Origin of the sequence: Pseudoflavonifractor phocaeensis (genome assembly GCF_016901735.1) — a bacterium.
In the GTDB taxonomy this organism is placed as follows: Bacteria; Bacillota; Clostridia; order Oscillospirales; family Oscillospiraceae; genus Pseudoflavonifractor_A.
Genome location: NZ_JACLZC010000003.1, coordinates 32,116 through 59,062, shown reverse-complemented (window position 1 = coordinate 59,062; position 26,947 = coordinate 32,116). Strand labels below are relative to the sequence as shown.

The following is a 26,947-nucleotide window of genomic DNA, read 5'->3' as shown; positions in this document are numbered from 1 at the left end:
ATGTTTCTTTTCCCCCGCTTTGCCTATATTTCAAATTTCGAAATAACGGCTTTCTCCTCCGCCTTCTCCCCCTGTTCTCCCGCTCCAAACTCCAAAAATGCAGGATTCCCTTCTGCGTATCTCAAATCAACCGTGTCATTCCTTGACAAAAGATTGACAAGCATTGCGCTTTTATAGTACAATGTTTGCAAATGCGCTGTCTGTATTTTGAACCTCAAGGCCCACAGCATGCAGAAAGAGAGGTCCGCCTATGAACATTTTGTTTGAAAAATTCTCCCTTCCCAAGGAGGTCGAGGCTGTCATCTACAACAGCCCCAGCGTCATCATCCCCGAGAGCAAAGAGGTGCTCTTTGAGCTCATCTTCGGCAACGAGTACACCGACCGGATCGAGGTCCTCTACGAGGTCAACGGCAAGATGGTCAAAGAGGCCGACGTGGTCCGCTGCAAAAACGGCGCCGCCGTCAACTATCCCGAGGACTACATGCGCCGCCGCGATCCCGACAGCATGCGCATTGCCGACGACCTGCCCTCCGATAAGCCCCGCTTTGAGGATGTCTACGGCTATCCCTTCGACACCCTCCGCCATGAGACCCTCCGCTGGCTCACCCGCCAGGAGCTCATTCTGGTCCCCTTCAAGGCCGGCGGCTATCAGCACGGCTATGACTCCGTGCTGCTCTGCCCCCGCAACGCCGCCTTCTTCGCCTTCGCCCTGGCCCAGCTTCAGGCCTTTGTGGAGGTCAAGAACGTGGACCACTTCACCCCCCGTTCGGTGATCTACGCCGCGCCCCCCTTCCGTCACACCCACTTTGACGGCAAGCAGGTCTGCGTCCACCGCCGCCGCGCCGATCTCCACGAGATCTTCGCCTACAACCTGTATCCCGGCCCCTCCGCCAAGAAGGGCATTTACAGCGTCCTGCTGGACATCGGCGAGCAGGAGGGCTGGGTCACCGCCCACGCCTCCGCCGCCCGGGTCATCACCCCCTACGAAAACGAGATGGTCATGATGCACGAGGGCGCCTCCGGCGGCGGCAAGAGCGAGCTGCTCCAGGACGTGCAGCGCGCCGGCGACGGCCGCGTGCTTCTGGGCGTCAACGCGCAGACCCACGAAGAGCGCTATATCAGCATGAGCGATACCTGTACCATTGAGCCGGTTACCGACGATATGGCCATCTGCCATCCCTCCCTCCAGAAGAACAACGGCAAGCTCTCCCTGGCCGACGGCGAGGACGGCTGGTTCGTCCGGGTGGACGGCATCACCTCCTACGGCTGCGACCCCATGTATGAGAAAATCGCCATCCACACCAAGGAGCCCCTCCTCTTCCTCAACATTGAAGGTTTCCCCCGCGCCACCTGCCTGCCCTGGGAGCACACCCTGGACTCCAACGGCAAGCCCTGCCCCAACCCCCGTGTCATCATCCCCCGCCGCATGATCCACGATATCGTGTGGTCCTCGGTGGACGTGGACGTGCGCAGCTTCGGCGTGCGTATGCCTCCCAACACCGCCGAGCATCCCACCTACGGCATTATGGGCCTGATGCACATCGTGCCTCCCGCCGTGGCCTGGCTGTGGCGTCTGGTGGCCCCCCGCGGCTATAAGAACCCCAGCATCAGCGGCGGCGGCGCCCTGGCCAGCGAGGGCGTGGGCTCCTACTGGCCCTTCGCCACCGGCCAGCGGGTCCGGCAGGCCAACCTCCTGCTGGAGCAGATCATCAACTGCCCCGCCACCCGCTATGTCCTTATCCCCAACCAGTATATCGGCGTGTGGAAGGTGGGCTTTGCCGCCGAGTGGATCTCCCGCGAATACCTGGCCCGCCGCGGCGGCGTCAACATGAAGAAGGACCGCCTGGTCCCCGCCCGCTGCCCCCTGGTGGGCTACGCCCTCAATGAGATGAAGGTGGACGGCCAGCACATCTCCCACGAATTCCTCCAGCCTGAGACCCAGGACACCCTGGGCATCAAGGGCTATGATGCCGGCGCTCAGATCCTCTACGATTTCTTCGCCAAGGAGCTGGCGGTGTACGACGTGGAGGAGCTCCATCCGGTGGGCAAGGAGATCCTGGAGTGCTTCAAGCGCAACGGCTCCGTGCAGGAATACTGCGACATCATTCCGCTGGGTCTGGAGTAAGACCTGCTTTTCAAACAATCACCGCCGGGCCCCCATCCGGGTCCCGGCGGTTTTTTTGCGCAAAAAAGAGCGGGCGGTCCGTACAGGACCGCCCGCTGGATGGTTTTTACTGCGGCAATATCGAGGGCTCCTCCCCGTGGGGATGGTCCCCTCCCTCGGCCTCCGGAGGAAGGATGATGACCCCTCCTCCTTCTCCGCCGTCATCCGGCGTCTCGCCGTTGGGCTCCTCCGACGTCTCCGGCCCCGTCACCACGGGCCAGGTGCTCTCGTCCTCAATGCTGAAGCCGGGCCACTGCTCCTGGGTGGGCCAGGTTGCCTCGTCCCCCGGATCAAAGGTGGCCGGGTCGTATTCCTCCGGCTGGGTGACCGCCTCGCCGGTGTGGACCGTACAGCTTCCCTGGGCTTGCAGATAGCCGAGGAAATAGGCGCTGTCGGCGCCGTATCCGCCGTCACGGCTGTAATTGAGCACCGCGATGGTCTTGACGGTGGATTCCAGCCCCTCTTCCGTTCCTCTGGGGCAGTATTCGCCGGCCAGATGGTAGAGGCCCTCCACACCCTCCACCGGGCAGGCGGTACACACCTCCACCTCCTGGTGAAGGTCGCAGCTCTCGCTGGGAATGTCGTCGGCAAAGAGATAGACCGTGGTCACACGGCTTCCTCTGGGATCGTTGGCGCAGGCGCTGGTGGCCCGCTTGCCGCTGTCGGCGCAAACCTGTACGCTCTGAAGGCCGGAGGGCTGGTCGAATTCCTTGTTTTCCAGTCCCTCGTGGATGGGCTCCATGACCAGCTTCCAGAGGGTGATGGCCGGGTTGCTGCCGCTGTAATAGATGCGCTCCGGCGTCTCATAACCGGTCCAGACGGCGGCGGTGTAGTAGGGGGTATAGCCCACAAACCAGCGGTCGTTGTTGCTGTTGGTGGAACCGGTCTTACCGGCAATGGTCATGCCGCTCCAGTTGGCCGCCGTACCGGTGCCGCCGCTCTTGGTCACCACGTCGGTGAGCATATCGTTGATATACCAGGCGGTGGTCTCCTTCAGCACGGTCTGCGGCTCGCTGGCGGTATTGTCCAGGATGACCTCTCCGTCGGCGTTCTCCACCCGGCTGTAGGTTCTGGGCTCCACATAGACGCCGTTGCGGGGGAATACCGAGTAGGCCGCCGCCATCTCCAGCACGCTGACGCCGTCGCTCAGACCGCCCAAGGCCAGGTTGCCCAGCTGGTTATAATCGTCCTCCTCCAGGGTGGTGATGTGGAAATTCTCTTCCAGGTATTCCGCGGATTTGCTCAGGCCCAGCAGCTGGAGGGCACGCACCGCCACCGGGTTGGAGGATTGCTTCACCGCATCGGCCACATCCATCAGGCCGTAATACTTGCCATAGGAGTTGGAGGGCCAGTTGCTCCCCCCCAGCCGCATGACGGGCGTGTCGTCAAAGGTGGTGGCTGGCGTGATGAGGCCGGTATCAATGGCGGGGGCGTACACCGCCAGGGGCTTGATGGAGGAGCCGGGCTGCCGGTGGGCCATGGAGGCCATGTTGTAAAGGGCGTTGCCCTCCTTTTCCCCCATGCTGCCCACCAGCGCCACCACATTGCCCTCCGTGTCGATGATGGCAATGGCCGATTGGATCTGCTGTCCGCTCTCCGACACCAGGGGGAGGTTTTCCCGGTTTTCGTAAACCTCCTCCGCCTTGGCCTGGATCTCCGGGTCCACACAGGCGTAGATCTTCAGACCGCCGCTGTAAACCATATTGCTGGCCAATTCATTGGAGTAACCCAGCTCTTCCACCAGGTCGTCGATGACATCGGACACCACCTGCTCCTCATACCAGGACAGGATATTGGTGGCCGCTTCACTCTCGCTCTCTCCCTGGGTGAAGTTCAGGCCGGCGTCTACCTGCGCCTTGGCCTGGTCGTATTCCGCCTGGCTGATCTTGCCCTGCTCCAGCATGGCGTACAGCACAAGGTTGGCCCGGTAGGCGTTGTTCTCCGGATAGACATAGGGATTATAGGCGCTGGGGTTGTTGGTGATGCTGATGAGGGAGGCGCACTCCGCCAGGCTCAGCTCCCCCACATCCTTGCCGAAATAATACTGGGAGGCCGTGGCCACGCCGTAGCACTTTTTGCCAAAGTAGATGTAGTTGAGGTACATCTCCAAAATCTCGTCCTTTTCGTGGTTGGCGTCAAAGTCCAGGGCGCGGAAAATTTCCAGGATCTTGCGTTTGACCGTTACGTCGTCATAGGTGGTCATGTTTTTGAGCAGCTGCTGGGTGATGGTGGAGCCGCCCTCGATCTTGGCGCCGGTAAAGAGGCTCAGCACCCCCTTTGCCGTGCGGATCCAGTCCACGCCGCTGTGGGTATAGAAGCGCTGGTCCTCAATGGCCACGGCGGCGTCCCGCAGGTATTGGGGGATCTCGTCAAAGGAGACCCACACCCGGTTTTGTGTGCCGTAGAGGCTTTGCAGCTCCACGGCCTGTCCGGTGGTCTTGTCGGTATAATAAATCGTGCTGGACAGGGCGGTGGAATAGGACTGGGCTTCCACATGGGCGTCGGGCAGAATCACGGTTTTGATATAAACTGCCGCAAAACAGGCCAGGAAAGCACAGGTCAGTATTCCAACAAGCAGCAAGGTGCCCACGACCTTACCGATTGCGGCCACCACGCCCCGTCCCTTCTTTTTTTTGGAATTTGTTGTTGCCACGCTGACACCTCCGAGTTTGCGCCTGGGCGGTGATCCGCCCGCAGAATACCTTCAAACAGTCCTATTATAAACATCTGTGCCCAAAATGTCCACCCTAAACCGGTACATTTTGCCGTACCTTTCGCCTTGGTAAAAAATTTACCCTTCCCATGTCTTGCAATTTGATCGGGAACGGGTTACAATAGGTCTGGAAACAAATCGCCCCGGCGGTTTGTATCGCCCCCTTCTCCGGGGCGCAGACCATCGGAAAGCGGTGAATACACATGAGCGAGGAATTCGGCGGCGACTTTATTACCCTCACCGACGAGGAGGGCAATGAGTTTGAGCTGGAGTATTGCAGTACCATCGAGTACAAGGGGCAGGTCTATATGTCCTTCCTGACGGTGACCGAGGGCGACGAGGATACCCCCGACTCCGACGAGGAGCGCGAGGACGAGGGCCTGGTCATCCTGAAGGTGGTCAACGTGAACGGCGAGGACCAGCTCGCCACCCTGGACAGCGAGGAAGAGCTGGCTGAGGTCTATGACCAGGTCATGGAGGACCTCTTTGCCGAGGACGAGGAATAATCCGCCCGTACACGGCATACCATCCCATCGTACCGTTTTCCTGCTCGGTGCGTGACGGGCCTTATTTAAACCCACATCTCTTAAACGGGATGTCGCCCTCACAGCGTGGTTTGCAGGCCTCCCGGCCCTTCAGGGTCGGAAGTTGGAAGCAATGAAACACTGTGGAGACAACCCACCTGCCTTCATTGTGCAGGTTTTAAATGGGTTCGCACGGCCAGAGCGGGGCTCTCCCCACGGACGTAAGTCCGTGGGGTTCTTTTTTACCCTTCTTTCTCCGCCGGGCAGAAAAGCCGGGCAGCCAGCAGCGCGCACACTCCGCCCGCCAGCTTGGCGCATACAAAGGCCGCCACCACCTCTCCCGGCTCCACACTGGCGATAAAGGCCATCTGTCCCCCCAGCGCAAAGGCGCCCGACACCGAAAAGGCCGCGTTCATCACCCGGCCCCGCCGGTCCATCCGGCCAAAGAGAGGGAGCATGGACAGGCTGGTGGCCAGGCTGAGGATCAGCCCCACCGCCGCCTCCTCCCGCACCCCCAGCCAGCGGGCCAGCGCCTCAATGGGGCGGCGGCACCAGGCCAGAATGAGCCGCGCCGCCACCATGGCCCCGCACACCACCGCGGTGATCTTGACCACGATGAGCAGCGCCTCCTCCACCAGCCCCTGGCTGCTCAGCGCCCACGCCGGCACAAACAGCCCCAGCACCACCACTCCGAAAAGGACAAAGCTGGCCAGCCGGATCCCATTGCCCACCGCCAGCAGCACCCGTGTGGCGGGCCGCCGGGCCTTGACCAAGGCCAGGCAGAGCAGCGCGCACACCACCACAATGGGGGCGCAGCACACCGCCAGCTCCCCCGCCGGGACCCCAAGCAGCACGCCGCCCACCGCCAGCGTGGCCGGAAGGGTGATGATTCCCACCACCAGACCGGCCATCAGGTCGGAGCGCGCCTCCTCCCCCACCGCCGCCAGGGAGAGAGGGAGCACAAAGCTCACCGCGCACCCCAGGGTGGAGGAGACGATCACGCCGGAAAAGCGCCCCACCGCCTCCCCGGCTGCCATGCCCCTGGCGATGGACCAGCCCCCCAGATCGGGCGCCAGCACACAGCCCACCAGCACCGACGGGTCAAAGGGCAGCACAGCCTCCAGCGCCTCCACCCCCGCCGCGTTGGCCTGGAGGGCGGTGATACCCAGACAATAGATCCCCACCAGCGATACCGCCAGCCCGCCCATGGAGGCGAGCCCCTGTCCAAAGGGCTCCGCCAGTCCCAGCCTGCCGCCGGTCCCCTGGTCCAGCAGCCCAAACGCCGCCAGAAGCAGCAGCGCCCCAATCAATCCGTTCACACTTCTTCCTCCTCCGGACAGCAAGAAGGGCCTGCCGCGAACCTTCCGGTTCACAGCGGGCCCTTGCAGCCTTCTTTTTCTTATTTGGTGCCGAAGATCCGGTCGCCGGCGTCGCCCAGGCCGGGCACGATGTAACCGTGGTCGTTGAGCTTCTCATCCACCGCGGCCACATAGATGTCCACGTCGGGATGGTCCCGGCGGACCCGGGCAATGCCCTCGGGTGCGGCGATGATGTTCATGAGCTTGATGCGCTTGACATCATAGTTCTTGATGAACTGGATGGCCGCGGAAGCGGAACCACCGGTGGCCAGCATGGGGTCCAGGATGATGACGTCCCGCTCGGCGATGTCGTTGGGCATCTTGCAGTAGTACTCCACCGGCTCCAGGGTGTCGGGGTCGCGGTAAAGGCCGATATGGCCCACCTTGGCGGCGGGCAGCAGGTTGAGAATGCCGTCCACCATGCCCAGACCGGCGCGGAGCACCGGCACGATGGCGACCTTTTTGCCGGCCAGCGCCTTGAACTTGCCGGTGGTGATGGGGGTCTTGATCTCCACTTCCTGCAGCGGCAGGTCGCGGGTGGCCTCGTAGCACATGAGGGTGGCAATCTCGGTGACGACTTCACGGAACTCCTTGGAGCCGGTTCTCTCATCCCGCAGGATGGAGAGCTTGTGCTGCAGCAGCGGATGATCCAGAATGTGTACCTTTTCCATATCCATGGTTAATCTTCCCCTTTATCTTGGTTTGGCCGCCTGCGCGGCCTGCTGACGGGCCAGCCGCTCCCGCTCCGCCTGCGAGAGGCGGTGATAGAAGGGCGTCAGGCCCTGAGCGTCGGTCAGCTGTCCCTTCCGGGCCTGCTCCAGCGCGCAGCGGGCCACCCCCCAGGCTGTCTGAAAGCGGAGATGGGGAGGCGCCAACATCACGTCTATCCCCTGTTCCTTGAGGGTAGTATAACATAAATCCGCGCCGTCTCCAACTAAAATTTGCGCCGTTCCCGCCTTTTTTAATTCCTCCGTCAGTTCCTCCAGGGCGATGGCCCGGTCGGGCGCCAGACGGGTGAGGCCGCCGTCCGCCGTCGGGGCAAAGCGGGCGTTATAGACCTGATGGCGGCGGGCGTCCATCACCGGGCAGATCTCCCGCCCCGTATGGGCCGCCGTCCAGGCCATGGCCTCCAGAGTGGACACCCCCGCGCAGGGCTTGTCCCCCGGCCAGGCCAGCCCCTTGGCGGCAGACACCCCAATGCGCAGCCCCGTAAAGGACCCGGGACCCGCCGCCACCGCGATCAGGTCCACCTCCTCCAGGGAAACGCCGGCGGTGGCCAGCATCCCCTCCAGCATGGGCATCAGGGTGCGGCTGTGGGTCAGTCCGCAGTGTTCAAAGCTCTGGGCCAGCAGGGCCTCGTCCTCGCACAGCGCCACCGAACAGGCGGTGGCCGACGTTTCCAGCGCTAAAATCTTCATGCTTCTCCCTCCGGTCCGGTGATGCGGATGATCCGCGTGTCTTCCCCGTCGCCGCGGCGCAGGTCCACCCGGACGGTATTTTCCTCCAACGCCTCTTCGATGTTCTCGCTCCACTCCACGGCGCACACGCCGCCCCTGGCGAGATAGTCCTCCCAGCCGATGTCGTACAGCTCGTCCGCCGAGCCCAGCCGGTACATATCAAAATGAAACAGGGGCAGTCTCCCCCCCTCGTATTCGTTGACGATGGTGAAGGTGGGGCTGGTCACCCGCTGAGCAATTCCCAATCCCCTCGCCATTCCCCGGACAAAGGCGGTCTTGCCCGCTCCCAGGTCGCCGGTGAAGGCCACCACCGTCCCGGCGGAAAGTCCGGCGGCCAGACGGGCTCCGATGGCCTCGGTCTCCTCCGGACTGTTGGACTGGTATTCCATGGCGCAGCGCTCCTCTCTTGGGCTCAAATCAATGGGACTTGATTATAGCACATCCTACCTCAAAACGCAAAATGTGTTTACGCCGGCTTCAAAAGGTGATATGCTATTACATGTATGTTTTCCCGCTTTATGATATGAAAGGAGGTCCCTTCCCTGTCCTGGTTCAGTGATTCGTTCAAAGCCTTTCTCCGCAAGGGGGATCTGGTGCTGCTGGGTCTGTGCCTGGCCGCCAACAGCTTCGGCCTCTTGCTGGTTTTCAGCGCTACCCGGTATCTGTCTACCAATGCCAATCCCAACCGCAGCATCATCATCCAATCCATCTGTATGCTGCTGGGCGTCCTGGTTTACATCGCCATGTCCTCGGTGGATGTGGAGCTGTTCACCGAAAAATCCTGGAAATTTCTTCTTATCTTTAACGTGCTCTTCAACCTGGCGGTGCGTGTGCCCGGCCTGGGGGTGGACAACGGCAGCGGCAACCTGAGTTGGATCCATATTCCCGGCTTTCCCATGGACATCCAGCCCGCCGAAATCGTCAAGCTGACCTTTATCTTCCTCCTGGCCTATCAATGCGCCAAGCTTCAGGAGCCGGATATCAGCCGTCCCTCCTCCGTCTTTTCCATCGCCGGCCATACCCTCCTCATGGTGGGCATCATCGCCGTGGCCTCCGGCGACTTCGGCATGGCCCTCATCTACTTCTTTATCTTCGTGGTGGTGGCCTGGTCGGCGGGCATCAAAAAGCGCTGGTTCCTCCTGGCCTTCGTGCTGGCCGCCCTGGCCATCGGCGGCGTGGTGGCCCTCCTCATCCTCAAGCCGGAATTGCAGGAGATTTACTTCATCCGCCGGGTCAAAGTGGTCATTGACCACCTGACCGGCAACCAGGAGACCCTGCTGGAGCAGACCCAGGGCATCGGGATGCAGCAGACCCGCAGCATCCTGGCCATCGGCAGCGGCGGACTCACCGGCATGGGCTTCCTCCAGGGCCTCCAGACCCAGAGCTCCTCCAACTGGGCCTTGAACGCCCGGTCCACCGACGAGATCTTCGCCGTGTGCGGAGAGGAGTTCGGCCTCATCGGCTGCCTGGTCCTGCTGGCCCTGCTGGCCGGCATCATCCTGCGGTGCATTTGGGTGGCCCGCCGGGCGTGCAGCATCCAGTCCGGCCTGCTGGTCATGGGCGTGGCCGGGATGCTGCTGGCACAGGTATGCATCAATGTGGCCATGTGCCTCTACATTTTCCCGGTGGTGGGCATCACCCTCCCCTTCGTCAGCTACGGCGGCTCCTCCCTCATCACCATGTACGCCTCGGTGGGGGTGGTGTCCAGCGTCAAAATGCGTTCCCTCCCCAGCTGGCTGAGAGACCGCAGCAATCTCTGAGTGCTTCCGCGCATAATCTCCTTGGAATGGACAAGACTAGGGACATCCCACTCTTTCCTTCCAAGGAGGTTTTTGCTTTGAACGCTATTTTCTCCCCCCGCCGGGCCGCCGCGGCTCTTTTGGCCGTTCTGGCCCTGTCCCTCCCCGCCGTGGCGCTGGCCGCCTCCGGTGAGACTTCCTCCGGCGAGGCGTCGGTATCCGCTTTTGCCAAAAACGCCGTGGGGATGGACGCCATCACCTTCTCCGCCGACGACTTCCGGGTGGATGCCGCCGAAGGAATCGCCCTGGACGCCATCGTCCTGGACAGCCTGCCCGACCCGGCCGCCGGCGTCCTCACCCTGGCCGGCTCCCCCCTCTCCGCCGGGGAGACGGTGGCCATGTCCGCCGTGGACAGCCTGCTCTTTACCCCCTCCGGCGGAGCGGAACAGGCCGCCTGCTTCACCTTCACCCCCGTCTTTTCCAACGGCAGCGCCGGTGAACCGGTGACGGTGGACCTCTACCGGCTGTCCAGCGCCAACGGCGCCCCGGTGGCCCAGGACCTGACCCTCTCCACTTACCGGGGCGTGGCCCTCACCGAGCGCTTTTCCGCCATTGACCCGGAGGGCGACCTGCTCACCTTCCAGCTGGTCAAAAAGCCCGCCCGGGGCGCTGTGACCCTGCCGGAGGATGGCTCCGACACCTTCACCTACACCCCCTACGAGGGCAAGACCGGCAAGGACACCTTCACCTATATTGCCATGGACGCCGTGGGCAATACCTCCGCCCCCGCCACCGTCACCATTCAGATCCAAAAGCCGGACACCAAGGTCACCTACGCCGACATGGACGGCCACCCGGCCTATAACGCCGCCCTGTGTCTGGCCGCCGAGGGCGTGTTTGTGGGCGAATGTATGGGCGACACCTACTTCTTCCAACCAGACGCCGCCGTCACCCGGAGCCAGTTTGTGGCCATGGCCATGGATGCTCTGGACGTGGAGACTTTGGAGGATGTGACCACCACCGGCTTTGCCGACGACACCTCCATCCCCCTGTGGGCCAAGCCCTATGTGGCCTCCGCCCTCCGGTCCGGCCTGGTTTTGGGCGCGCTGGACAGCGACGGCCAGGCCGTCTTTCAGGCCGATTCCCCCATCACCCGGGCGGAGGCCACCGTATTCCTCAACCGGCTTCTTAATATCACCGACGTGAGCACCGAGACCTTCGCCGCCGCCCCCGCCTGGGCCGCCCAGTCGGCCGCCAACCTGGCCAGCTGCGGGATGCTGGACGACGACGCCGTCCTCTCCGACACCCTCACCCGGGCCCAGGCCGCCCAGCTGCTGGCCGACGCCATGGCCGTGGAGGAGGAGAGGGACTCCGGCTGGCTCTCCTTCTTCTCCTGGGGTTAAAGCCCCTTCGTGCAGCGGCCCGGACGGGAACTTTCTCTCCGTCCGGGCCGCAAGCTGTCGAAGAAGTGAAACGCAGTGCAAGGGGAAATGAAGTGCTTGCATAAAAGCGGGCGACCACAAGGGTCGCCCCTACGAGGTAAGTCGGCGTACCTGGGGGAAGTGCAGAAGGGGGGGTATCCCCCCTTCCCGCGTAGGGCCGCCCCCGCGGGAAATCGAAAAACAATTCTAGTGACGACGGACTCTTTCCACAAACTGCGGCCCGGACGGGAAGTTTTCTCTCCCTCCGGGCCTGTTTTTTCGTTTCTTCCCCTTTGCCGCCGTTTGTGCTATACTACTGCCAAATCCATCTTGTGAGGTCCCTTTATGAAAGAATACGTCATCTCCAAAAACGACGCCGGGCAGCGTCTGGACCGCTGGCTGGCCAAAACCGTCCCCCTGCTCCCCGGTCCCCTGGCCCAGAAGTATATCCGCCTCAAACGGGTCAAGGTCAACGGCAAAGGCTCCAAGCGGGACGTGCGCCTGCAAATCGGAGACGTGCTCCAGCTCTACATCAACGACGAATTTTTCCAGCAGCCCAGCGAAGAAAACGCCTTCCTCTCGGTCTTTCAGCCCCGGCTGGATCTGGTCTATGAGGACGAACACCTGCTGCTGGTCAACAAACGCCCCGGACTGGTGGTCCACCCCGACGAGACCGAGCGGGTCAACACCCTTATCACCCACATCCAGGCCTATCTTTACCAAAAAAAGGAGTGGAGCCCCTATCGGGAGCACTCCTTTGCCCCCGCCCTGTGCAACCGCATCGACCGCAACACCGGCGGGATCGTCATCGCCGCCAAGGACGCCGAAACCCTGCGCATCATGAATCAAAAAATCCGGGACCGGGAAATCTCCAAATACTATCTGGCCATCATCCACGGCAAAATGAACCCCCCCAGCGGAAAACTGGAGGGCTTTCTCCTCAAAAATGAGGACAAAAAGCAGGTCAAGGTCTTTGACCACCCCATCTCCGGAGGCAAAAGCGCCGCCACACTCTACCGCACCCTCCAGAGCCGGAACGGCCTTTCCCTGGTGGAGTGCGAGCTGCTCACCGGACGCACCCACCAGATCCGCGCCCAGTTCGCCGCCGCCGGCCACCCTCTGCTGGGGGACGGCAAGTATGGGCGGGAAAAGGACAACAAGCGCTACGGCCGGTCCTTCCAGGCCCTCTACTCCTACCGCCTCTCCTTCGATTTTACCACCGACGGCGGTATCCTGGACTATCTGAACGGAAAATACTTCCAGGTGTCCCAGGTGGACTTTGTGGACGAGTATTTCCCCAACACCTGAGCGCTATCAGCGGCGCTCAAAGAGCTTTTCCACCGGCACCCCCAGCGCGTCCGCGATGTTCAGCAGGGTGGGCAGGCTGGGAATGGAGTGCGCCGTCTCGATCCGCTGCATATGCTGCTGCGTAATGTCGATGATCTCCGCCAGATTTTCCTGCGTTAACCCCTGCTGTTTGCGGTAATACAGGATATTCAGCCCAATTTGGACATAAGTTTTATAATGCTTCGTATCCATACCCGGTCCTCCAGTCTGTTATGATTAGTGTATCGGGTATGGCTTTTTTCTTGCACATTTTGAAATATTCTAAATACAACTTATTATATTGTATTTAGAATTTATATATGGTATTATTCAATATGAGGTGATGTACCATGGATGAGGAAAAGCCCTACACGGCAGCCGGTTATATGAAAAAATACGCCCACCTCTTCTACCCCGAACCCGCCTTTGAGCACTACCTTCAGGAGAACCGCCTGGAGCCCCGGGACGAGGAGGAGCGCCGCCACCTCTATCACGCCTTTTACCAGGGCTGGCACGCCCACGCCCACCGGCTCCTCCACCCCACGGAGCGGCACGACGGCTGGCTGATGCTCCGCTGAAGGCAAAAACGGTAAAAAAACGGATTCATATTGACAATCACCGCAGAAAAAGATATAGTTGTTCTACAAAAGGGCGTACCCTGTCACAGCCGTGGGTACGCCCTCCATTTTCGCCGAAATGGGGGAGGAGCTATGGCAAAGGAGCTGATTCGTCTCTCGGATCTCTTCATGCAGTTTGATGACGACATCATTTTGGACCATATCAACCTTTATATCAACGATCAGGAATTTCTCACCCTCCTGGGGCCCAGCGGCTGCGGGAAAACCACCACCCTGCGCATCATCGGCGGGTTTCAGACGCCCACCTCCGGCGACGTCTTTTTCGACGGCCAGCGGATCAACGACGTGCCGCCCCACAAGCGCAAGATCAACACCGTCTTTCAGAAATACGCCCTCTTTACCCATATGAATATCTTTGACAACGTGGCCTTCGGCCTGCGCATCGCCAAGGTGCCCGAGGCCGACATCCGCCGCCGGGTGGACGAGGCCCTGGCCCTGGTGAACCTGTCGGGCTACGGCAAGCGGAGCGTCCACTCCCTCTCCGGCGGCCAGCAGCAGCGGGTGGCCATCGCCCGGGCCATCGTCAACCGCCCCCAGGTCCTCCTGCTGGACGAGCCCCTGGGCGCTCTGGACTTAAAGCTCCGCAAGGACATGCAGGTGGAGCTCAAACGCATCCAGCAGCAGGTGGGCATCACCTTTATCTACGTCACCCACGACCAGGAGGAGGCTCTCACCATGAGCGACACCATCGTGGTCATGGACAAGGGCAACATTCAGCAGATCGGCTCCCCCACCGACATCTACAACGAGCCGAAAAACGCCTTTGTGGCCGATTTTATCGGCGAGTCCAACATCATCGACGGCATCATGCTGGCCGACGGCGTGGTGAAGATGTACGGCAAGAAATTCCCCTGCGTGGACAAGGGCTTTGCCCCCAACGAGCCGGTGGACGTGGTCATCCGGCCGGAGGACATCGACATCGTCCCCCCCGCCGAGGGGCAGATCACCGGCACCGTCACCGACGTGACCTTCAAGGGGGTCCACTACGACATCATCGTGGATTTCAGCGGCTTCAAGTGGCTCATTCAGACCACCGACCTCTCCCCGGTTGGGTCCCGCATCGGCGTGAAAATCGACCCGGACGGCTTCCACATCATGAAAAAGAGCGCCTATTCCGGCCGGTACGGCGATTATAGCTCGTACAGCGCCGAATACGACGCCCTCAACGACGCCCCGGCGGAAGAGGAGGCGCGCCATGAAGAATAAGCTGCTGGCCTGGCTGTCCGCCCCCTATATCCTGTGGATGGCCCTTTTTGTGGTGGCCCCCCTGGTGGTGGTGGTCATTTACGCCTGCACCACCGCCGACTGGGACCTCACCCTCCAGAATTTTACCGGGATGTTCAACTATGTCACCGTGTTTGGCCGGTCCTTCCTGCTGGCCGCCATCGCCACCCTGGTGTGCATCCTGGCGGGCTACCCCGCCGCCTACCTGCTGGCCCGCAGCCGCCCCGGTTTCCGGCGCATCGCCAATATGCTCATTATGCTGCCCATGTGGATGAACTTCCTCCTGCGTACCTACTCCTGGATGTTCCTCCTGGAGCGCAACGGCCTGGTCAACACCGTTTTGCGCAATCTGGGCGTTTTCTCCCTGATAAACGGAGTCAATGAGGGACTCAACGGCCTGCTGGGCACCGCTCTCCCCACGGACGTGGCCTATTTCGGCTTTCTCGGCTCCTACGGCACCGTCATTTTGGGCATGGTCTATAACTTCCTGCCCTTTATGATTCTGCCCATCTTCTCAGTGATCGAAAAGATTGACCCCAAGGTCATCGAGGCCGCCCAGGACCTGGGGGCCAACAGCCGCCAGGTCTTTTCCAAGGTGATCTTCCCCCTCAGTCTGCCGGGGGTGCTCTCCGGGGTAACCATGGTCTTTATCCCATCGGTGTCCACCTTCGTCATCTCCCGGCTGCTGGGCGGCGGCAAAACCACCCTGCTGGGCGACCTTATCGAGATGCAGTTCACCGGCAGCGCCTACGACCCCCACGTGGGCTCGGCGGTCTCCCTGGTGATGATGGTCATTGTGCTGGTATGTATGGGCATTATGAACCGCTTCGGCGAGGGTGAAAGCGAGGCGGTGCTGCTGTGAAACGCAACGGTATCGGAAGCCGGCTCTTTTTGGGTCTGGTCTTTCTCTTCCTCTACGCCCCCATTCTGGTGCTGGTGGCCTTCTCCTTCAACGCCGCCAAGAGCAGCACCGTCTGGACCGGCTTTTCCCTCCAGTGGTACGTGGAGCTTTTCCAGGACTCCTATGTGCTGGAGGCCCTCCAGACCACCCTGCTGGTCTCTCTCCTGGCCACCGCCGTGGCCACCGTGGCCGGCACCGCCGCCGCCATCGGCTTTGCCAACCTGAAAAAGCGCTTCCGCTCGGTGTGCCTGACGGTGAACAACATCCCCCTCACCAACGCCGACATCATCACCGGCGTGTCCATGATGCTCCTCTTCGTGGCGGCGGTGGGCGCGTTTTCCGACCTGTTCGGGGTGAGCATCCAGCTGGGCTTCGGCACCCTCCTCATCGCCCACATCACCTTTGACATCCCCTACGTCATCCTGTCCGTCATGCCCAAGCTGCGCCAGCTGGACCCCAACATCTATGAGGCCGCCCAGGACCTGGGCGCCAGCGGGTTTTACGCCTTTCGCAAGGTGATCCTGCCGGAAATCATGCCCGGCATCCTCAACGGCGCGCTCATCGCCTTTACCATGAGCATCGACGACTTCGTCATCAGCTATTTTACCGCCGGGTCCGGGGCCAACACCCTGTCCATGGTGGTCTATTCCATGGTGCGCCGCCGCATCAGCCCGGAAATCAACGCCCTTTCCACCATCATGTTTACGGTGGTCATCGTGCTGATGGTGGTGGTCAATCTCCGCCAGAGCCACCAGGACCGGCGTCTGGCACAGGCCATCCGCGCCGAACGGCAGGCGGCCGACAGCCGGAAAGGAGGATAACGCCCTTGAAACGTGTTCTTGCTCTGGCCGTGGGGACGGCCCTGCTGGCCCTCTCCCTCTCCGGCTGTACCGGCACCGCTGACGCCCCCTCGGCCAATGAAGTCAACGTCTACAACTGGGGCGAGTATATCGACCAGTCCGTTCTGGACGACTTCGAGGCCCAGACCGGTATCCACGTCAACTACCGCACCTTTGACAGCAACGAGACCATGTATTCCGTCCTCAGCGGCGGCGGCGCAAACTACGACGTGGTCATCCCCTCCGACTATATGATCTCCCGCCTCATCGACGAGGATATGCTGGAGCCCATCGACTTTACCAACGTGCCCAACTTCGCGGACATCGACCCGGCGCTGAAAAATCCCGACTACGACCCGGAAAACCTGTATTCCGTCCCCTATATGTGGGGCTTGCTGGGGGTCATCTACGACACCACCGTGGTGGACGAGGCCGACACCGGCAGCTGGGACCTCATGTGGAACGAGAACTACGCCGACGATATTCTCATGTTTGACAACTCCCGGGACGCCATCGGCATCGCCCTCAAGCGGCTGGGCTGCTCCTACAACACCACCGACCCCAACGAGATCACCGCGGCGGTGGACCTGCTCATCGAACAAAAGCCCATCTTGCAGGCCTACTGCATGGACGATATCTTCGGCAAGCTGGAGGGCAAAAACGCCTCCATCGGCGCTTATTACTACGGCGATTACCTGACCATGGCGGAAAACAACCCCGCTCTCGCCTTCTATATCCCGGAAGAGGGCACCAACCTCTATGTGGACGCCATGTGCATCCCCAAGGGCGCGCCCCACAAGGAAAACGCGGAGCGTTTTATCAACTTCATGTGCTCCACCGAGGCGGGACTCAAAAACTGCGAGGAGATCTGGTACTCCACCCCCCTGCTCTCGGTGCGGGAGGCGCTGGACCCGGAGGTCTCCGGCGATCCCCTGGCCTATCCGGACAGCTCCATTTTGGAGCAGTGCGAGTCTTACACCAACCTTCCCGCCGACATCCTGGCCCTCTACACCACCGAGTGGCTGAGGCTGAAAACATAATAGAGGAAGCTTTCTTTTCAGGACTTACCGGCCGGGCGCTTGATGAAAGCTTTCTTTGCCTACTTTCTTTCTCGAAAGAAAGTAGGGAGAAAGAAAGTAGGAGAAAGTAGTTGCGTTTTGGCGGGAATTGTCGTACACTTGCCTTAGAATTTCTGAAACAAAGGAGCGTTTTTTTATGGAACTCACCGTGGGCATGCAGGGCCATGCCGAAACCGTCGTCGTTCAGGAGAACACCGCCGCCGCCATGGGCAGCGGCCTTCTCCCTGTTTTTGCCACGCCCGCCATGGTGGCTCTGATGGAGGCCGCCGCCGTCAACGCCATCGAGTCCAAGCTGGATGAGAACTCCGGCTCGGTGGGCATTCGCCTTTCCATCACCCACGACGCCGCCTCTCCCATCGGCGCCCACATCCGGGCCGAGGCCACCATCACCGCCGTGGAGGGCCGCAAGCTCACCTTCGCGGTCAAGGCCTTCGACGACGCCGGCCAGATCGGCGGCGGCGTCCATGAGCGCTTTATCATCTTCCCGGAAAAATTCATGGCCAAGGTCCAGAACCGGGGGGCGAACTGACCATGTCCATTCAAAAATGCCGGGACTATTTCCGGTCCCTGGGTCTGGAGGACCGCATCCAGGAGTTTGACGTATCCAGCGCCACGGTGGAGCTGGCCGCCCAGGCTGTGGGCTGTCCTCCGGAACGCATCGCCAAAACCCTCTCCTTTCTGGTGGACGACAAGTGCGTGCTCATCGTAGCCGCCGGCGACGCCAAAATCGACAACCCCAAATTCAAGGCCCAATTCCACACCAAGGCCAAAATGCTAACTCCGGAGCAGGTGGTGGACTTTACCGGCCACGCGGTGGGCGGCGTGTGTCCCTTCGCCCTGCCGGAGGAAAGCGAAACCACCGTCTATCTGGACCGCTCCCTTCAGCGCTTTTCCCTGGTCTACCCCGCCGCCGGCAGCTCCAATTCCGCCGTGGCCCTCTCCCTGGACGAGCTGGACCGCTGCGCCCACAGCGCCGGCTGGATCGACGTATGTAAAAATTGGTCCGCGGTTTGATCGCTTCGGATGGTGTTATACTCAGGAGGTAAGGAGGTCTGTCCAATGTGGGCGTATTTGAAAAATCTTAAGCTCAACTTTATTCTGGCTTCCGTCTTTTATCTGATCCTGGGGGTGGTACTGGTGGTCTGGCCCGCCACCAGCAGCCTGGTACTCTGCCGTCTGTTGGGCGGCGCGCTGCTGCTGTACGGGCTGTTCAACCTGGTGGGCTTTTTGGTCCGGGACTCCGGCATGGGCGCGTTCCGGCTGGAGCTCTTCCTGGGGGTGGTGGCCACCGGCGTTGGCATCTTCTTTTTGGTCCAGCCGAAGCTGGTCCTCTCCTTCCTGCCCATCGTCATGGGCGTCTATGTGGTCATGGACAGCGCGGTGGCCCTGAAACGGACCTTGGAGCTCTACCGCATGGAATATCCCCGCTGGTGGCTCTCTCTGCTGCTGGCTGTGGTGGGGATCATTCTGGGTCTGGTGCTGGTCCTCCGCCCCTTCTCCGCCACCACCGTCTTTTTCCGGATGGTGGGCGTGGTGTTCCTCTATCTGGGCGTCTCTGATTTCTGGTCCCTCTGGCGGGTTAACGCCCTGGCCCGGGAACTCCGGAAACGGCGTCCCATCGACGTGGACCCCATCGACATTTCCTAATCGAAAACGCGCGTCTCCTCCCGTCCGGGCAAGGGGGGCGCGTTTTTTCTTTCCTTCCACACCATTCCGTTGTTTTTTTCCAAAACCGGCGCTATACTGAATCCTGACCATCCACCCTGTACCCTGATATGAAAGGAGCCGTTATTTTGGCAAAGAAGAAAAAGCTGCGCCTGCCCACCTCCCCAGTGGGCAAAATCTGCTTCAATCTGGCCGTCACCCTGCTGGTGGGGTTCATTTATTTCTATGTCTCCCTCCCGGCAATCAACCTGCAATCGGAAGAGTTTTACGTCTTTGTGGGCATTCTGTGCTTTGTGTACAGCCTCTGCGCCCTGGTCACCTCCGGCTTCGGCCTGACCGCCCAAAGCGACAGCGGGAAAAGTATGCTGCGCCTCTATCTGGGCTTTATCAAAAAGCAGTGCCTGCCCATCGGCATTCTTTTCCTGCTGCTGCTGGCGGTGGCCCTCATCGGTCAGCTGGTGTCCCTGCCCCTCTTCCGGGCCGCCGATTACCGCAATCTGCTGACCGTCTCCAACGGGGATTTTGCCACCGACATCGCCGAGATCTCCTTCAACGAGATTCCCACCCTGGACAAAAATTCCGCCGAGTACCTGAGCGACCGGCAGATGGGCACCCTGAGCGATATGGTCAGCCAGTTCGAGTACTCCTTCGACTCCTCCCAGATCAACTACCAGGGCCGGCCCGTCCGGGTGGCCCCCATCGCCTACGCCGATTTCATCAAGTGGTTCACCAACCGGGAGCAGGGTCTGCCCGCCTATGTGATGGTGGACATGGTCACCCAAGAGGCCACCGTGGTCCGGCTGGACGAGGGAATGCACTACTCCTTCTCCGAGCCCCTCAACCGCAACATTTACCGCCACCTCCGGTTCCAGTATCCCACCTATCTCTTCGGCACCCCCCAGTTTGAAATCGACGAGGAGGGCCAGCCCTACTGGATTGCCCCCCGCATCGTCAAAACCATCGGTCTCTTCGGCGGCGAGGATATCAAAGGCGCGGTGCTGGTAGACGCCGTCACCGGCGAGAGCCAATACTATGACCTGGCCGATATCCCCACCTGGGTGGACAACGTCTACACCCCCGACCTCATCTCCCAGCAGTACGACTATTACGGCACCATGGTCCACGGTTTCTTCAATTCCATCTTTGGACAGAAGGACGTGACGGTCACCACCTGGGGCTCCAACTACATCGCCCTCAACGACGACGTCTATATGTATACCGGCGTCACCTCGGCCAACGCCGACCAGTCCAACCTGGGCTTCCTCCTCTCCAACCAGCGCACCAAGGAGACCCGGTTCTACCAGGCCCCCGGCGCCACCGAGTCAGCCGCCATGGCCTCCGCCGAGGGCGAGGTGCAGGACCTGGGCTATACCGCCACCTTCCCCCTGCTCCTCAACATCTCCAACCAGCCCACCTACTTCATCCCTCTCATGGACGCCACCAACCTGGTGAAAAGCTACGCCATGGTCAACGTGGCCCAGTATCAGATCGTGGTCACCGGCTCCACCGTCTCCCAGTGCGAGCAATCCTATATCCGCACACTGGAGGAGAGCGGAGTGGTACAGTCGGAGGACCTGCCCCAGACCGAGGCCTCCGGCGTCATCGCGGAGATCCGTTCGGCGGTGCTGGACGGCAACACCTGGTACTATATCCGCCTGGAGGACAGCCCTCTCTTTTACGCCATCCAAGCCAAGGACGACCAGAACGTGGTCCTCCTCAACGTGGGGGATCCCGTCACCATCCAGCACGAGCTGGGGGAGGAAAACGCCGCCATTTTGAACGGCGTATCGGTCACAAAGCAATAACCCTTATCCCCGGGAGCGGTCTTTTTGGACCGCTCCTTTTTTGCGCTCTGTTGACAATATCGAGGGTCGATGTTATAATATCAATAGACGATATCGAAGAATGATATTAGAGACGAGAGGTGAATTGCCATGGGACGTAAAACGCTGGAAACCCTGTCCGAGGGGATGTTCTATGTCCTGATGGCCCTCCTCCACGCCCAGCGGTGCGGCACCGAGATCGCCGCCTTTGTGGAAGAGCGGACCGGCGGACGGGTCCGGCTGGGGCCGGGGACCTTATACACCATTCTGGGCAAATTCGAGGAAGAGGCCCTCATCCGGGAGACGGCGGTACAGGGCCGCAAACGCACCTACCAGCTGACCGGGGAAGGAAAGGAACGCTATCAGGCGGAGGTGGACCGTCTGCGCCGCTGCCTGGCCGACGCGGAGGAGGAATCCCTATGTTAGAAAACTTCTACGCCTATCGTCTCATGGTTTCCGTTACGCCGGCGGATCTGGAGTACTACACCGGCTGGCTCAACGAGATGGCCGCCAAGGGACTCTATTTTGTCAAGGCTCAGGGTGAGCTGGTCACCTTTGAACGGGATACGCCGGCCCAGGTGCGCTACCATCTGGAGCCAAATTCCCCCTTTTCCCATCCGGAACGGGAGGAGGATTACCGGGAACAGGGCTGGAAATGTCTGGGGCCTGTGGGCCGTGATTTCACCCTGTATCTGTCCAAAAACCCGGACGCGCCTCCCTTTCACACCGACCCTGTGGCCCAGAGCTATACCCTGGATCGCCTCATAAAAATATGGACATCCTGGTTTTTGCTCCTGGTCCTCCTGATCGCGGAGGGAATCTTCCGTGATCTCTGGCGGTACCATTTCTACCACTTCACACTCTTTGATCCGTTGATCCTGTGCTCTGCCGGCTATTCCCTTTTCAAGGTCCTGCGCCTGCGTAAACGGCTGCGGATGGGCATTCCCCCATCCGACGGCACCGACTGGCGGCGGGCCTCCCTGGGGAGGCGGCTGCTCCTGCTGGCCTGGCTGGCGTACCTGGTCTATCTCGCCGTCTCTCTCTGGCTCTGAACCGCTTTGACTTCCACACCGAAAGCGGGTATACTGAGAGAAAAAGGGGGCGTCTATCATGGACCGGGTGATTTTGCACTGTGACCTGAACAGTTTTTACGCCTCGGTGGAGCTGCTGGACCACCCGGAGCTGCGGGAACAGCCCGTGGCGGTGTGCGGCGACCCGGAGAGCCGCCACGGGGTCATCCTGGCCAAAAACGAGGCCGCCAAGGCCTTCCGGATCAAGACCGCCGAGACCGTGTGGCAGGCCCGGCGAAAATGCCCCGGTCTGGTCCTCCTCCCCGCCCACCACGAGAAATACCGCCATTACTCCCAGGTGGTCAACGCCATTTATGAGCGGTTCACCGATCTGGTGGAGCCATTTTCCATCGACGAGAGCTGGCTGGACATGACCGGCTCCCTCCACCTCTTCGGCGGCGACGGAAAAGCCGTGGCCGATGAGATTCGCCGCCAGGTACGCGCCGAGACGGGGCTCACCGTATCGGTGGGAGTGTCTTTCAACAAGGTCTTTGCCAAAATGGGCAGCGACTACAAAAAGCCGGACGCCACCACCGTCATTACCCGGGAAAATTTTCAGGAGCTGCTCTGGCCCCTGCCGGTGACCGAGCTGCTCTTTGTGGGCCGCACCGCCGCCCGGACGCTGGCCGGTCACGGGGTCCGCACCATCGGCGACCTGGCCCGGCTGGACCGGCAGACCCTGACCGAGCTGCTGGGCAAGCAGGGCGGGACGCTGTACGACTACGCCGCCGGGCGGGAGCACGCTCCGGTGGTGCCCCGCCGGGATCTGCCGCCCCCCAAAAGCGTGGGCAGCGGCGTCACCTTTCCCCAGGACCTGGTGGGCTGGGCGGAGCTGCGCTCCGGCGCGGCCATGCTCTCCGACCATGTGGCCTCCCGGCTGCGGGAGGCGGGCATGAAGTGTACTACCGTGCAGATCACCATCCGGGATCCGGCCTTTCGGGACATCTGCCGCCAGAAACGGCTGGCTGCCCCCACTTATGTCAGCCGTGACATTCTGGACGCCGCCTTTGCCCTGATGCAGGCCTCCTGGAACCCCGCCGCGCCGGTACGGGCGCTGACCGTCACCGCCCAAAGCCTTTTGCCGGAAGGAGAAGCCGCCGAGCAGCTGGACCTCTTTGACGCCGGCGCCGCCCGGCGGCGGGAAAAGCGGGAGCAGCTGGAACGGACGGTGGATCAGATGCGCAAAAAATATGGGCAAAACGCCCTTTCTCCCGCCTCCGCCCTGGAAAAGGATAAAGATGGTTCAATAAAGAAACCGCGCCTCTGAAGCGTCCAGAGGCGCGGTTCCGTTTGTCTCTTCGTGTCATGGTTTCGGGCAAAGCGCGTCCAGCAGTCCCCGGCAGCCCGCCGTCACATCCTGCCAGGTGGCCTCAAAGTCCCCCGTGTACCAGGGGTCCGCTACCTCCTGGCCGGGACGCTGGGCGTAATCCAGCAGCAAGTGAATCTTATGCGCCTCATCTCCGCCGCAGATGCGGTTCATATTGCGGATATTGGCGTGATCCATTCCAATGAGCAGGTCATACCGTCCATAATCCTCCCGGCAAAGCCGCCGGGCGGCGTGTCCCTTGCAATCGATCCCATGCTCCGCCAGCTTCCGCCGGGCGGGCGGGTAGACGGGATTGCCGATCTCCTCATAACTGGTGGCGGCGGAGGCAATGTCAAATTGCTGCTCCAGCCCCGCCTTTTTGACCAGATCCTTCATCACATACTCGGCCATCGGGCTCCTGCAAATATTGCCGTGGCACACGAAAAGCAGTTTTCTCATCTTCACCTGTCCCCCTCGAAAGCGCTCAATACCATCGGATATCCTATTTTACCACACCTGGCCCCTTGTTACAGCATACTTTTTATCTTTCATAGCGATATCGTCCTTGTGGCCACCGCATTCCGAAACGCCTGGTCATGCTCCACAAAAATCATGGTGGGGGAAAACTTCCGGATCAACTGTTCAATTTGTATGCGCGAATCAATGTCGATATAGTTGAGAGGCTCGTCCCACACATAGAGATGGGCCTGCTCACAGAGGCTTTTTGCAAGCAGCGCCTTCTTTTTTTGCCCGGCCGAAAAATCCTCCATCTTCTTCTCAAACTGTACGCGCGTAAAACCCATTTTGCGCAGAATCGCCTTGAACAGACTTTCGTCGATGTGATGCTCCGCCGCGAAATCCGATAAAAGCCCCCTTAACCCCGATGTATCCTGCGGCACATAGGACAGGATGAGCCCGGATCCGATCGTAAGCGTCCCACGGTATGCGATGGGCTGTTTCATCAGCAGCTTCAGCAGGCTGGTTTTCCCCGCCCCATTCCTGCCGTCCAGTACGATGCGTTCTCCCCGCTTTATCTCAAACGATACCGGACCGCAGATCCCCGCTCCGTCATAGACAGGCTCAACCTGGGCAAAGGTGACCAGCCGATCCGAAACGTAGGTCAGCGGAAAGAGCTTTAACTCCTCCGCCGTTTCCGCATCCTGAAGAAGTCCGGCCCGCTCCTCCGCCGCACGCTGCCGCCGCGCCTCAATGGACTTTGCCCGTTTCATCATCTTGGCCGATTTGTGCCCGATAAAGCCCCGGTCAACCGGACTTGTCCCATATTTGGAGGCCTCGATTTGCTCCGACCACCCGGCGGTCCTTCGGGCCGCCTTTTGCAGCTCGGCGATCTCTTTTTTTCGCTTCTCATTTTCCCCGCGCTCAAAGGCCTGCCGGCGTTCAAAATTGGTAAACCAACTGGAAAAGTTGCCGCTTTGAACTTCAATCTTGCTCCGGTTGATGGACAGAATGTGGTCCACACAGCCATCCAGGAAGCAGCGGTCATGGGATACCAAAATAAACCCCTTTTTGCGCTTCAAATACGCGGATACGATCTCTCTGCCCCTTGCATCCAGGTGGTTGGTCGGCTCATCAATGAGCAGGAAATGACGGTCCTGCAAAAAAAGGGCCGCAAGCAGTACCTTCGTCTGCTCACCGTTGGAGAGGGTGGAAAAGGGCCTCCAAAGCGCCTCCGCGCTCACCTCCAGACCGGACATCTCCCGCAGCAGCTCCCACTCCTCGGCCTGGGGGCAGACCTCCGAGAGCACCTCCGCCGTCATCCTGCTCTTGTCGGAAACGGGATAGGGAAAATAGTCGAAGGCTACGCTGGCCTGTATCCTTCCCCGGTATTCATACTTCCCCAGCAGCAGGTGGAGAAAGGTCGTTTTCCCCCTGCCGTTCCTCCCGATGAAGCCCAGCTTCCAGTCCGTATCTATCTGAAAGCTGACCTCCTCAAAGATATTGTCATAGCTGGACGGGTAAGAAAAGGTGAGATTCTCAACGCGAATCAGTGACATGGCGCATCCCTCCATCGTTCCGTACAAACGGACATAAAAATAAGAGCCGCAAGAAGGTCAATTCTTGCAGCTCTTTCCGGCATGACAGCGCCGCCCCGTCAAACGGGCGGTCCGGTACAGCAGAGCGGTCGAACAGACAATTCCTTTCTTGCAATGGGCGTAATAACGCCGTGACATCACCGCGTTATTGCATCTTCCAATTTATCTGCAAGAAATGGAAATCATTCTTTCACCTCACCCGCCAGACTTCCCTGTCAGCATATCACAAACACGTCCGATCGTCAACCCAGCTGTTTCATCCTTTCCATCAATAGCCGTTGACCAGGGCGTCCAGCACCTGGGCGGCCACGTTTCCCGCCGTATCGGCGCCGCTGCCGCCCTCTTCCACCAGCACCGCAAAGGCATAGGGGGCGTCCTCATTGCGCAGAAAGCCCGCAAACCAGGCGTTGGGCGCCTTTCCGCCCCCCACTTCTCCCGTACCGGACTTGGCGCAGAGGTCCATATTGGGAAAGCGTCCGCTGCCGTAGGTCTGCCGGACGTTATTGGCCATAAGGTCGGCCAGCGTCCCGGCGGTGCCGGCGTCAATGAGCGTGCCGGTCTGCTTCTCCACGAAAAGCTCGGGCAGCATTCCGCCCTCCGTTTTGAGCACCAGCCGCGGTACCGCCGCCGTTCCGCCGTTGCCGATGGCTCCCATCCAGACCATCACGCCGCAGGGGTTGACCAGGTCGTTATACTGCCCCACCCCCGCCCAGCCCAGCTGGTTGTCGTCCGCCCCGGTCAGATCAAAGCTGCCGGCGGCGGTGGAGATGCCGTCCACATCATAGCGGCTGGTGAGCCCCGCCTTCTGCACATAGGCGGTCATGACATCGCTCCCCAATTCGGCGGCCAGCTGGGCAAAGACCCCGTTGCAGGAGTTGGCGAAGGCCCCGCCAATGTCCATCTCCCCATGGGCATGGGGACAGGTCACCGCCTGCCCCCCCACCTGGGTGGAGCCGGTACAGGTAAAGGTCCGGTCAAAGAGATCGGGGATGTTTTCAATGGCCGCGGTCAGGGTTACGGTCTTGAAGATAGAGCCGGGGGTAAAGACGCCGGACAGGGCGCGGTTGAGATAGACCCCGTCATAGGCCGGGTCGTCGTCCGAAATGACAGGAGGATCGGCCGGGTCATAGGTGGGGGTGGACATCAGGCACAGGATCTCCCCCGTCTTGTAGTTATACACCGCCACCGCGCCCTTTTTGCCCCCCATGGCCTGGTAGGCAATGTAATTGAGACGGGCGTCAATGGTCAAATAGAGGTCGTTTCCCTCCCCGGTCAGGCTGTACGCCCCGGTGAGCAGATTGTAGCCCGACAACCGGTCGGCAAAGGCAACCAGCGCACCGGTGCCGATCTTGCCCTGGGCGTCTCCCACCACGTGGAGGGTGGCCTTGCGCACCGTGGCGTTTTCATAGTAGCGCCGGTTCCCGTCCTCATCCACCCAGGAGAGTACGTCCCCGTCCCGGTCCAGTACCCGGCCCACCGAAAGCTGGCCGCTGCTGTTATAGAGATGCCGGTTGGCCGCAAAGGAGGCCCACTGTCCCCCGTAGAGGGCAAAGCGCACCACAAACAGCAAAATGCCCGCCGTCAGCAGGACCACCAGCGCCAGACAGATCACCGCCCGCTTTTCGATCTTTTTCATGATTCGTCCT

At 60.8% G+C, this 26,947-nt stretch carries 26 protein-coding genes and 1 other RNA gene; 18 read left to right on the top strand and 9 right to left on the bottom strand.

What is annotated here, in order from left to right:
• Positions 1 to 250: 250 nt before the first annotated feature.
• Complete coding sequence (locus tag H7U37_RS01620) at positions 251 to 2,125, top strand: DUF4914 family protein (RefSeq protein WP_204873076.1); 1,875 nt, start codon at positions 251 to 253, stop codon at positions 2,123 to 2,125.
• A gap of 106 nt (positions 2,126 to 2,231) precedes the next feature.
• Here the strand turns inward: H7U37_RS01620 and H7U37_RS01615 are convergent, their stop codons facing one another.
• Positions 2,232 to 4,817, bottom strand: a complete 2,586-nt coding sequence (locus H7U37_RS01615) for a transglycosylase domain-containing protein (protein WP_338049740.1) — start codon at positions 4,815 to 4,817, stop codon at positions 2,232 to 2,234.
• Between the two features lie 263 nt (positions 4,818 to 5,080).
• Between H7U37_RS01615 and H7U37_RS01610 the strand changes: the two genes are divergently transcribed.
• Together H7U37_RS01610 and ssrS are read left to right on the top strand one after the other, a co-directional pair.
• Positions 5,081 to 5,383: a DUF1292 domain-containing protein gene (locus H7U37_RS01610; protein WP_204873075.1), complete on the top strand. Its 303-nt coding sequence runs from the start codon at positions 5,081 to 5,083 to the stop codon at positions 5,381 to 5,383.
• 34 nt (positions 5,384 to 5,417) lie between these two features.
• A non-coding RNA gene (gene ssrS, locus H7U37_RS01605) (6S RNA) lies at positions 5,418 to 5,613 on the top strand.
• 30 nt (positions 5,614 to 5,643) lie between these two features.
• Here the strand turns inward: ssrS and eutH are convergent.
• The 4 genes from eutH to tsaE all read right to left on the bottom strand — a co-directional run bounded on the left by eutH (position 5,644) and on the right by tsaE (position 8,605).
• Positions 5,644 to 6,720: an ethanolamine utilization protein EutH gene (gene eutH, locus H7U37_RS01600; protein ID WP_204873074.1), complete on the bottom strand. Its 1,077-nt coding sequence runs from the start codon at positions 6,718 to 6,720 to the stop codon at positions 5,644 to 5,646.
• Positions 6,721 to 6,800: 80 nt separating this feature from the next.
• Positions 6,801 to 7,430, bottom strand: coding sequence for a uracil phosphoribosyltransferase (upp, locus tag H7U37_RS01595; RefSeq protein WP_204873073.1), 630 nt, complete (start codon positions 7,428 to 7,430; stop codon positions 6,801 to 6,803).
• Between the two features lie 21 nt (positions 7,431 to 7,451).
• Positions 7,452 to 8,177, bottom strand: a complete 726-nt coding sequence (gene tsaB / locus H7U37_RS01590) for a tRNA (adenosine(37)-N6)-threonylcarbamoyltransferase complex dimerization subunit type 1 TsaB (RefSeq protein WP_204873072.1) — start codon at positions 8,175 to 8,177, stop codon at positions 7,452 to 7,454.
• Entirely contained in the window at positions 8,174 to 8,605 is a 432-nt protein-coding gene (tsaE, locus tag H7U37_RS01585; protein WP_204873071.1) for a tRNA (adenosine(37)-N6)-threonylcarbamoyltransferase complex ATPase subunit type 1 TsaE, read from the bottom strand. The genes tsaB and tsaE overlap by 4 nt, the downstream gene beginning before the upstream one ends.
• A 204-nt stretch (positions 8,606 to 8,809) precedes the next feature.
• On the opposite strand from tsaE, the gene H7U37_RS01580 reads away from it, so the two are divergent.
• The 3 genes from H7U37_RS01580 to H7U37_RS01570 all read left to right on the top strand — a co-directional run bounded on the left by H7U37_RS01580 (position 8,810) and on the right by H7U37_RS01570 (position 12,684).
• Positions 8,810 to 9,976 (top strand): FtsW/RodA/SpoVE family cell cycle protein, encoded by a 1,167-nt coding sequence (locus H7U37_RS01580; RefSeq protein WP_338049738.1) that lies wholly within the window; start codon positions 8,810 to 8,812, stop codon positions 9,974 to 9,976.
• A gap of 77 nt (positions 9,977 to 10,053) precedes the next feature.
• On the top strand, positions 10,054 to 11,358 hold the full coding sequence (locus H7U37_RS15975) for an Ig-like domain-containing protein (protein WP_272873455.1): 1,305 nt from the start codon (positions 10,054 to 10,056) through the stop codon (positions 11,356 to 11,358).
• A gap of 363 nt (positions 11,359 to 11,721) precedes the next feature.
• The gene (locus tag H7U37_RS01570) at positions 11,722 to 12,684 is read left to right on the top strand and encodes an RluA family pseudouridine synthase (RefSeq protein ID WP_204873067.1); all 963 of its coding nucleotides are present in this window, start codon (positions 11,722 to 11,724) and stop codon (positions 12,682 to 12,684) included.
• Between the two features lie 6 nt (positions 12,685 to 12,690).
• On the opposite strand, the gene H7U37_RS01565 is transcribed toward H7U37_RS01570, so the two are convergent.
• A complete protein-coding gene (locus H7U37_RS01565) occupies positions 12,691 to 12,915 on the bottom strand; it encodes a helix-turn-helix transcriptional regulator (protein ID WP_204873066.1) in 225 nt (74 codons plus the stop codon).
• A gap of 137 nt (positions 12,916 to 13,052) precedes the next feature.
• On the opposite strand from H7U37_RS01565, the gene H7U37_RS01560 reads away from it, so the two are divergent.
• From H7U37_RS01560 to dinB, 12 genes are all read left to right on the top strand, one after another.
• Positions 13,053 to 13,280: a hypothetical protein gene (locus H7U37_RS01560; protein ID WP_204873065.1), complete on the top strand. Its 228-nt coding sequence runs from the start codon at positions 13,053 to 13,055 to the stop codon at positions 13,278 to 13,280.
• A 132-nt stretch (positions 13,281 to 13,412) separates the two neighbouring features.
• A complete protein-coding gene (locus tag H7U37_RS01555) occupies positions 13,413 to 14,546 on the top strand; it encodes an ABC transporter ATP-binding protein (protein WP_204873064.1) in 1,134 nt (377 codons plus the stop codon).
• Entirely contained in the window at positions 14,536 to 15,426 is an 891-nt protein-coding gene (locus H7U37_RS01550; RefSeq protein WP_204873063.1) for an ABC transporter permease, read from the top strand. The genes H7U37_RS01555 and H7U37_RS01550 overlap by 11 nt, the downstream gene beginning before the upstream one ends.
• Positions 15,423 to 16,286 carry an ABC transporter permease subunit gene (locus tag H7U37_RS01545; protein ID WP_204873062.1) on the top strand — a complete coding sequence of 288 codons (864 nt, stop codon included), beginning with the start codon at positions 15,423 to 15,425 and terminating at the stop codon, positions 16,284 to 16,286. The genes H7U37_RS01550 and H7U37_RS01545 overlap by 4 nt, the downstream gene beginning before the upstream one ends.
• A 5-nt stretch (positions 16,287 to 16,291) precedes the next feature.
• Positions 16,292 to 17,344, top strand: coding sequence for an ABC transporter substrate-binding protein (locus H7U37_RS01540; RefSeq protein WP_204873061.1), 1,053 nt, complete (start codon positions 16,292 to 16,294; stop codon positions 17,342 to 17,344).
• A gap of 175 nt (positions 17,345 to 17,519) precedes the next feature.
• Complete coding sequence (locus H7U37_RS01535) at positions 17,520 to 17,912, top strand: thioesterase family protein (protein ID WP_204873059.1); 393 nt, start codon at positions 17,520 to 17,522, stop codon at positions 17,910 to 17,912.
• A 2-nt stretch (positions 17,913 to 17,914) separates the two neighbouring features.
• Positions 17,915 to 18,397: a YbaK/EbsC family protein gene (locus tag H7U37_RS01530; protein ID WP_204873057.1), complete on the top strand. Its 483-nt coding sequence runs from the start codon at positions 17,915 to 17,917 to the stop codon at positions 18,395 to 18,397.
• Between the two features lie 45 nt (positions 18,398 to 18,442).
• The gene (locus tag H7U37_RS01525) at positions 18,443 to 19,030 is read left to right on the top strand and encodes an HdeD family acid-resistance protein (RefSeq protein ID WP_204873056.1); all 588 of its coding nucleotides are present in this window, start codon (positions 18,443 to 18,445) and stop codon (positions 19,028 to 19,030) included.
• A 146-nt stretch (positions 19,031 to 19,176) separates the two neighbouring features.
• Positions 19,177 to 20,853, top strand: a complete 1,677-nt coding sequence (locus tag H7U37_RS01520; RefSeq protein WP_243414193.1) for a CvpA family protein — start codon at positions 19,177 to 19,179, stop codon at positions 20,851 to 20,853.
• Between the two features lie 129 nt (positions 20,854 to 20,982).
• Positions 20,983 to 21,297, top strand: coding sequence for a PadR family transcriptional regulator (locus H7U37_RS01515; protein ID WP_204873054.1), 315 nt, complete (start codon positions 20,983 to 20,985; stop codon positions 21,295 to 21,297).
• On the top strand, positions 21,291 to 21,923 hold the full coding sequence (locus H7U37_RS01510) for a DUF2812 domain-containing protein (protein ID WP_204873053.1): 633 nt from the start codon (positions 21,291 to 21,293) through the stop codon (positions 21,921 to 21,923). Before H7U37_RS01515 ends, H7U37_RS01510 begins: the two co-directional genes overlap by 7 nt.
• Positions 21,924 to 21,981: 58 nt before the next feature.
• On the top strand, positions 21,982 to 23,208 hold the full coding sequence (gene dinB / locus H7U37_RS01505; RefSeq protein WP_204873052.1) for a DNA polymerase IV: 1,227 nt from the start codon (positions 21,982 to 21,984) through the stop codon (positions 23,206 to 23,208).
• Positions 23,209 to 23,244: 36 nt separating this feature from the next.
• On the opposite strand, the gene H7U37_RS01500 is transcribed toward dinB, so the two are convergent.
• From H7U37_RS01500 to H7U37_RS01490, 3 genes are all read right to left on the bottom strand, one after another.
• Entirely contained in the window at positions 23,245 to 23,706 is a 462-nt protein-coding gene (locus H7U37_RS01500) for a low molecular weight protein-tyrosine-phosphatase (RefSeq protein WP_204873051.1), read from the bottom strand.
• An 89-nt stretch (positions 23,707 to 23,795) separates the two neighbouring features.
• Positions 23,796 to 25,262, bottom strand: coding sequence for a ribosomal protection-like ABC-F family protein (gene abc-f / locus H7U37_RS01495; RefSeq protein WP_204873050.1), 1,467 nt, complete (start codon positions 25,260 to 25,262; stop codon positions 23,796 to 23,798).
• Between the two features lie 307 nt (positions 25,263 to 25,569).
• Positions 25,570 to 26,937, bottom strand: coding sequence for a penicillin-binding transpeptidase domain-containing protein (locus H7U37_RS01490; protein ID WP_204873048.1), 1,368 nt, complete (start codon positions 26,935 to 26,937; stop codon positions 25,570 to 25,572).
• Positions 26,938 to 26,947 lie beyond the last annotated feature (10 nt).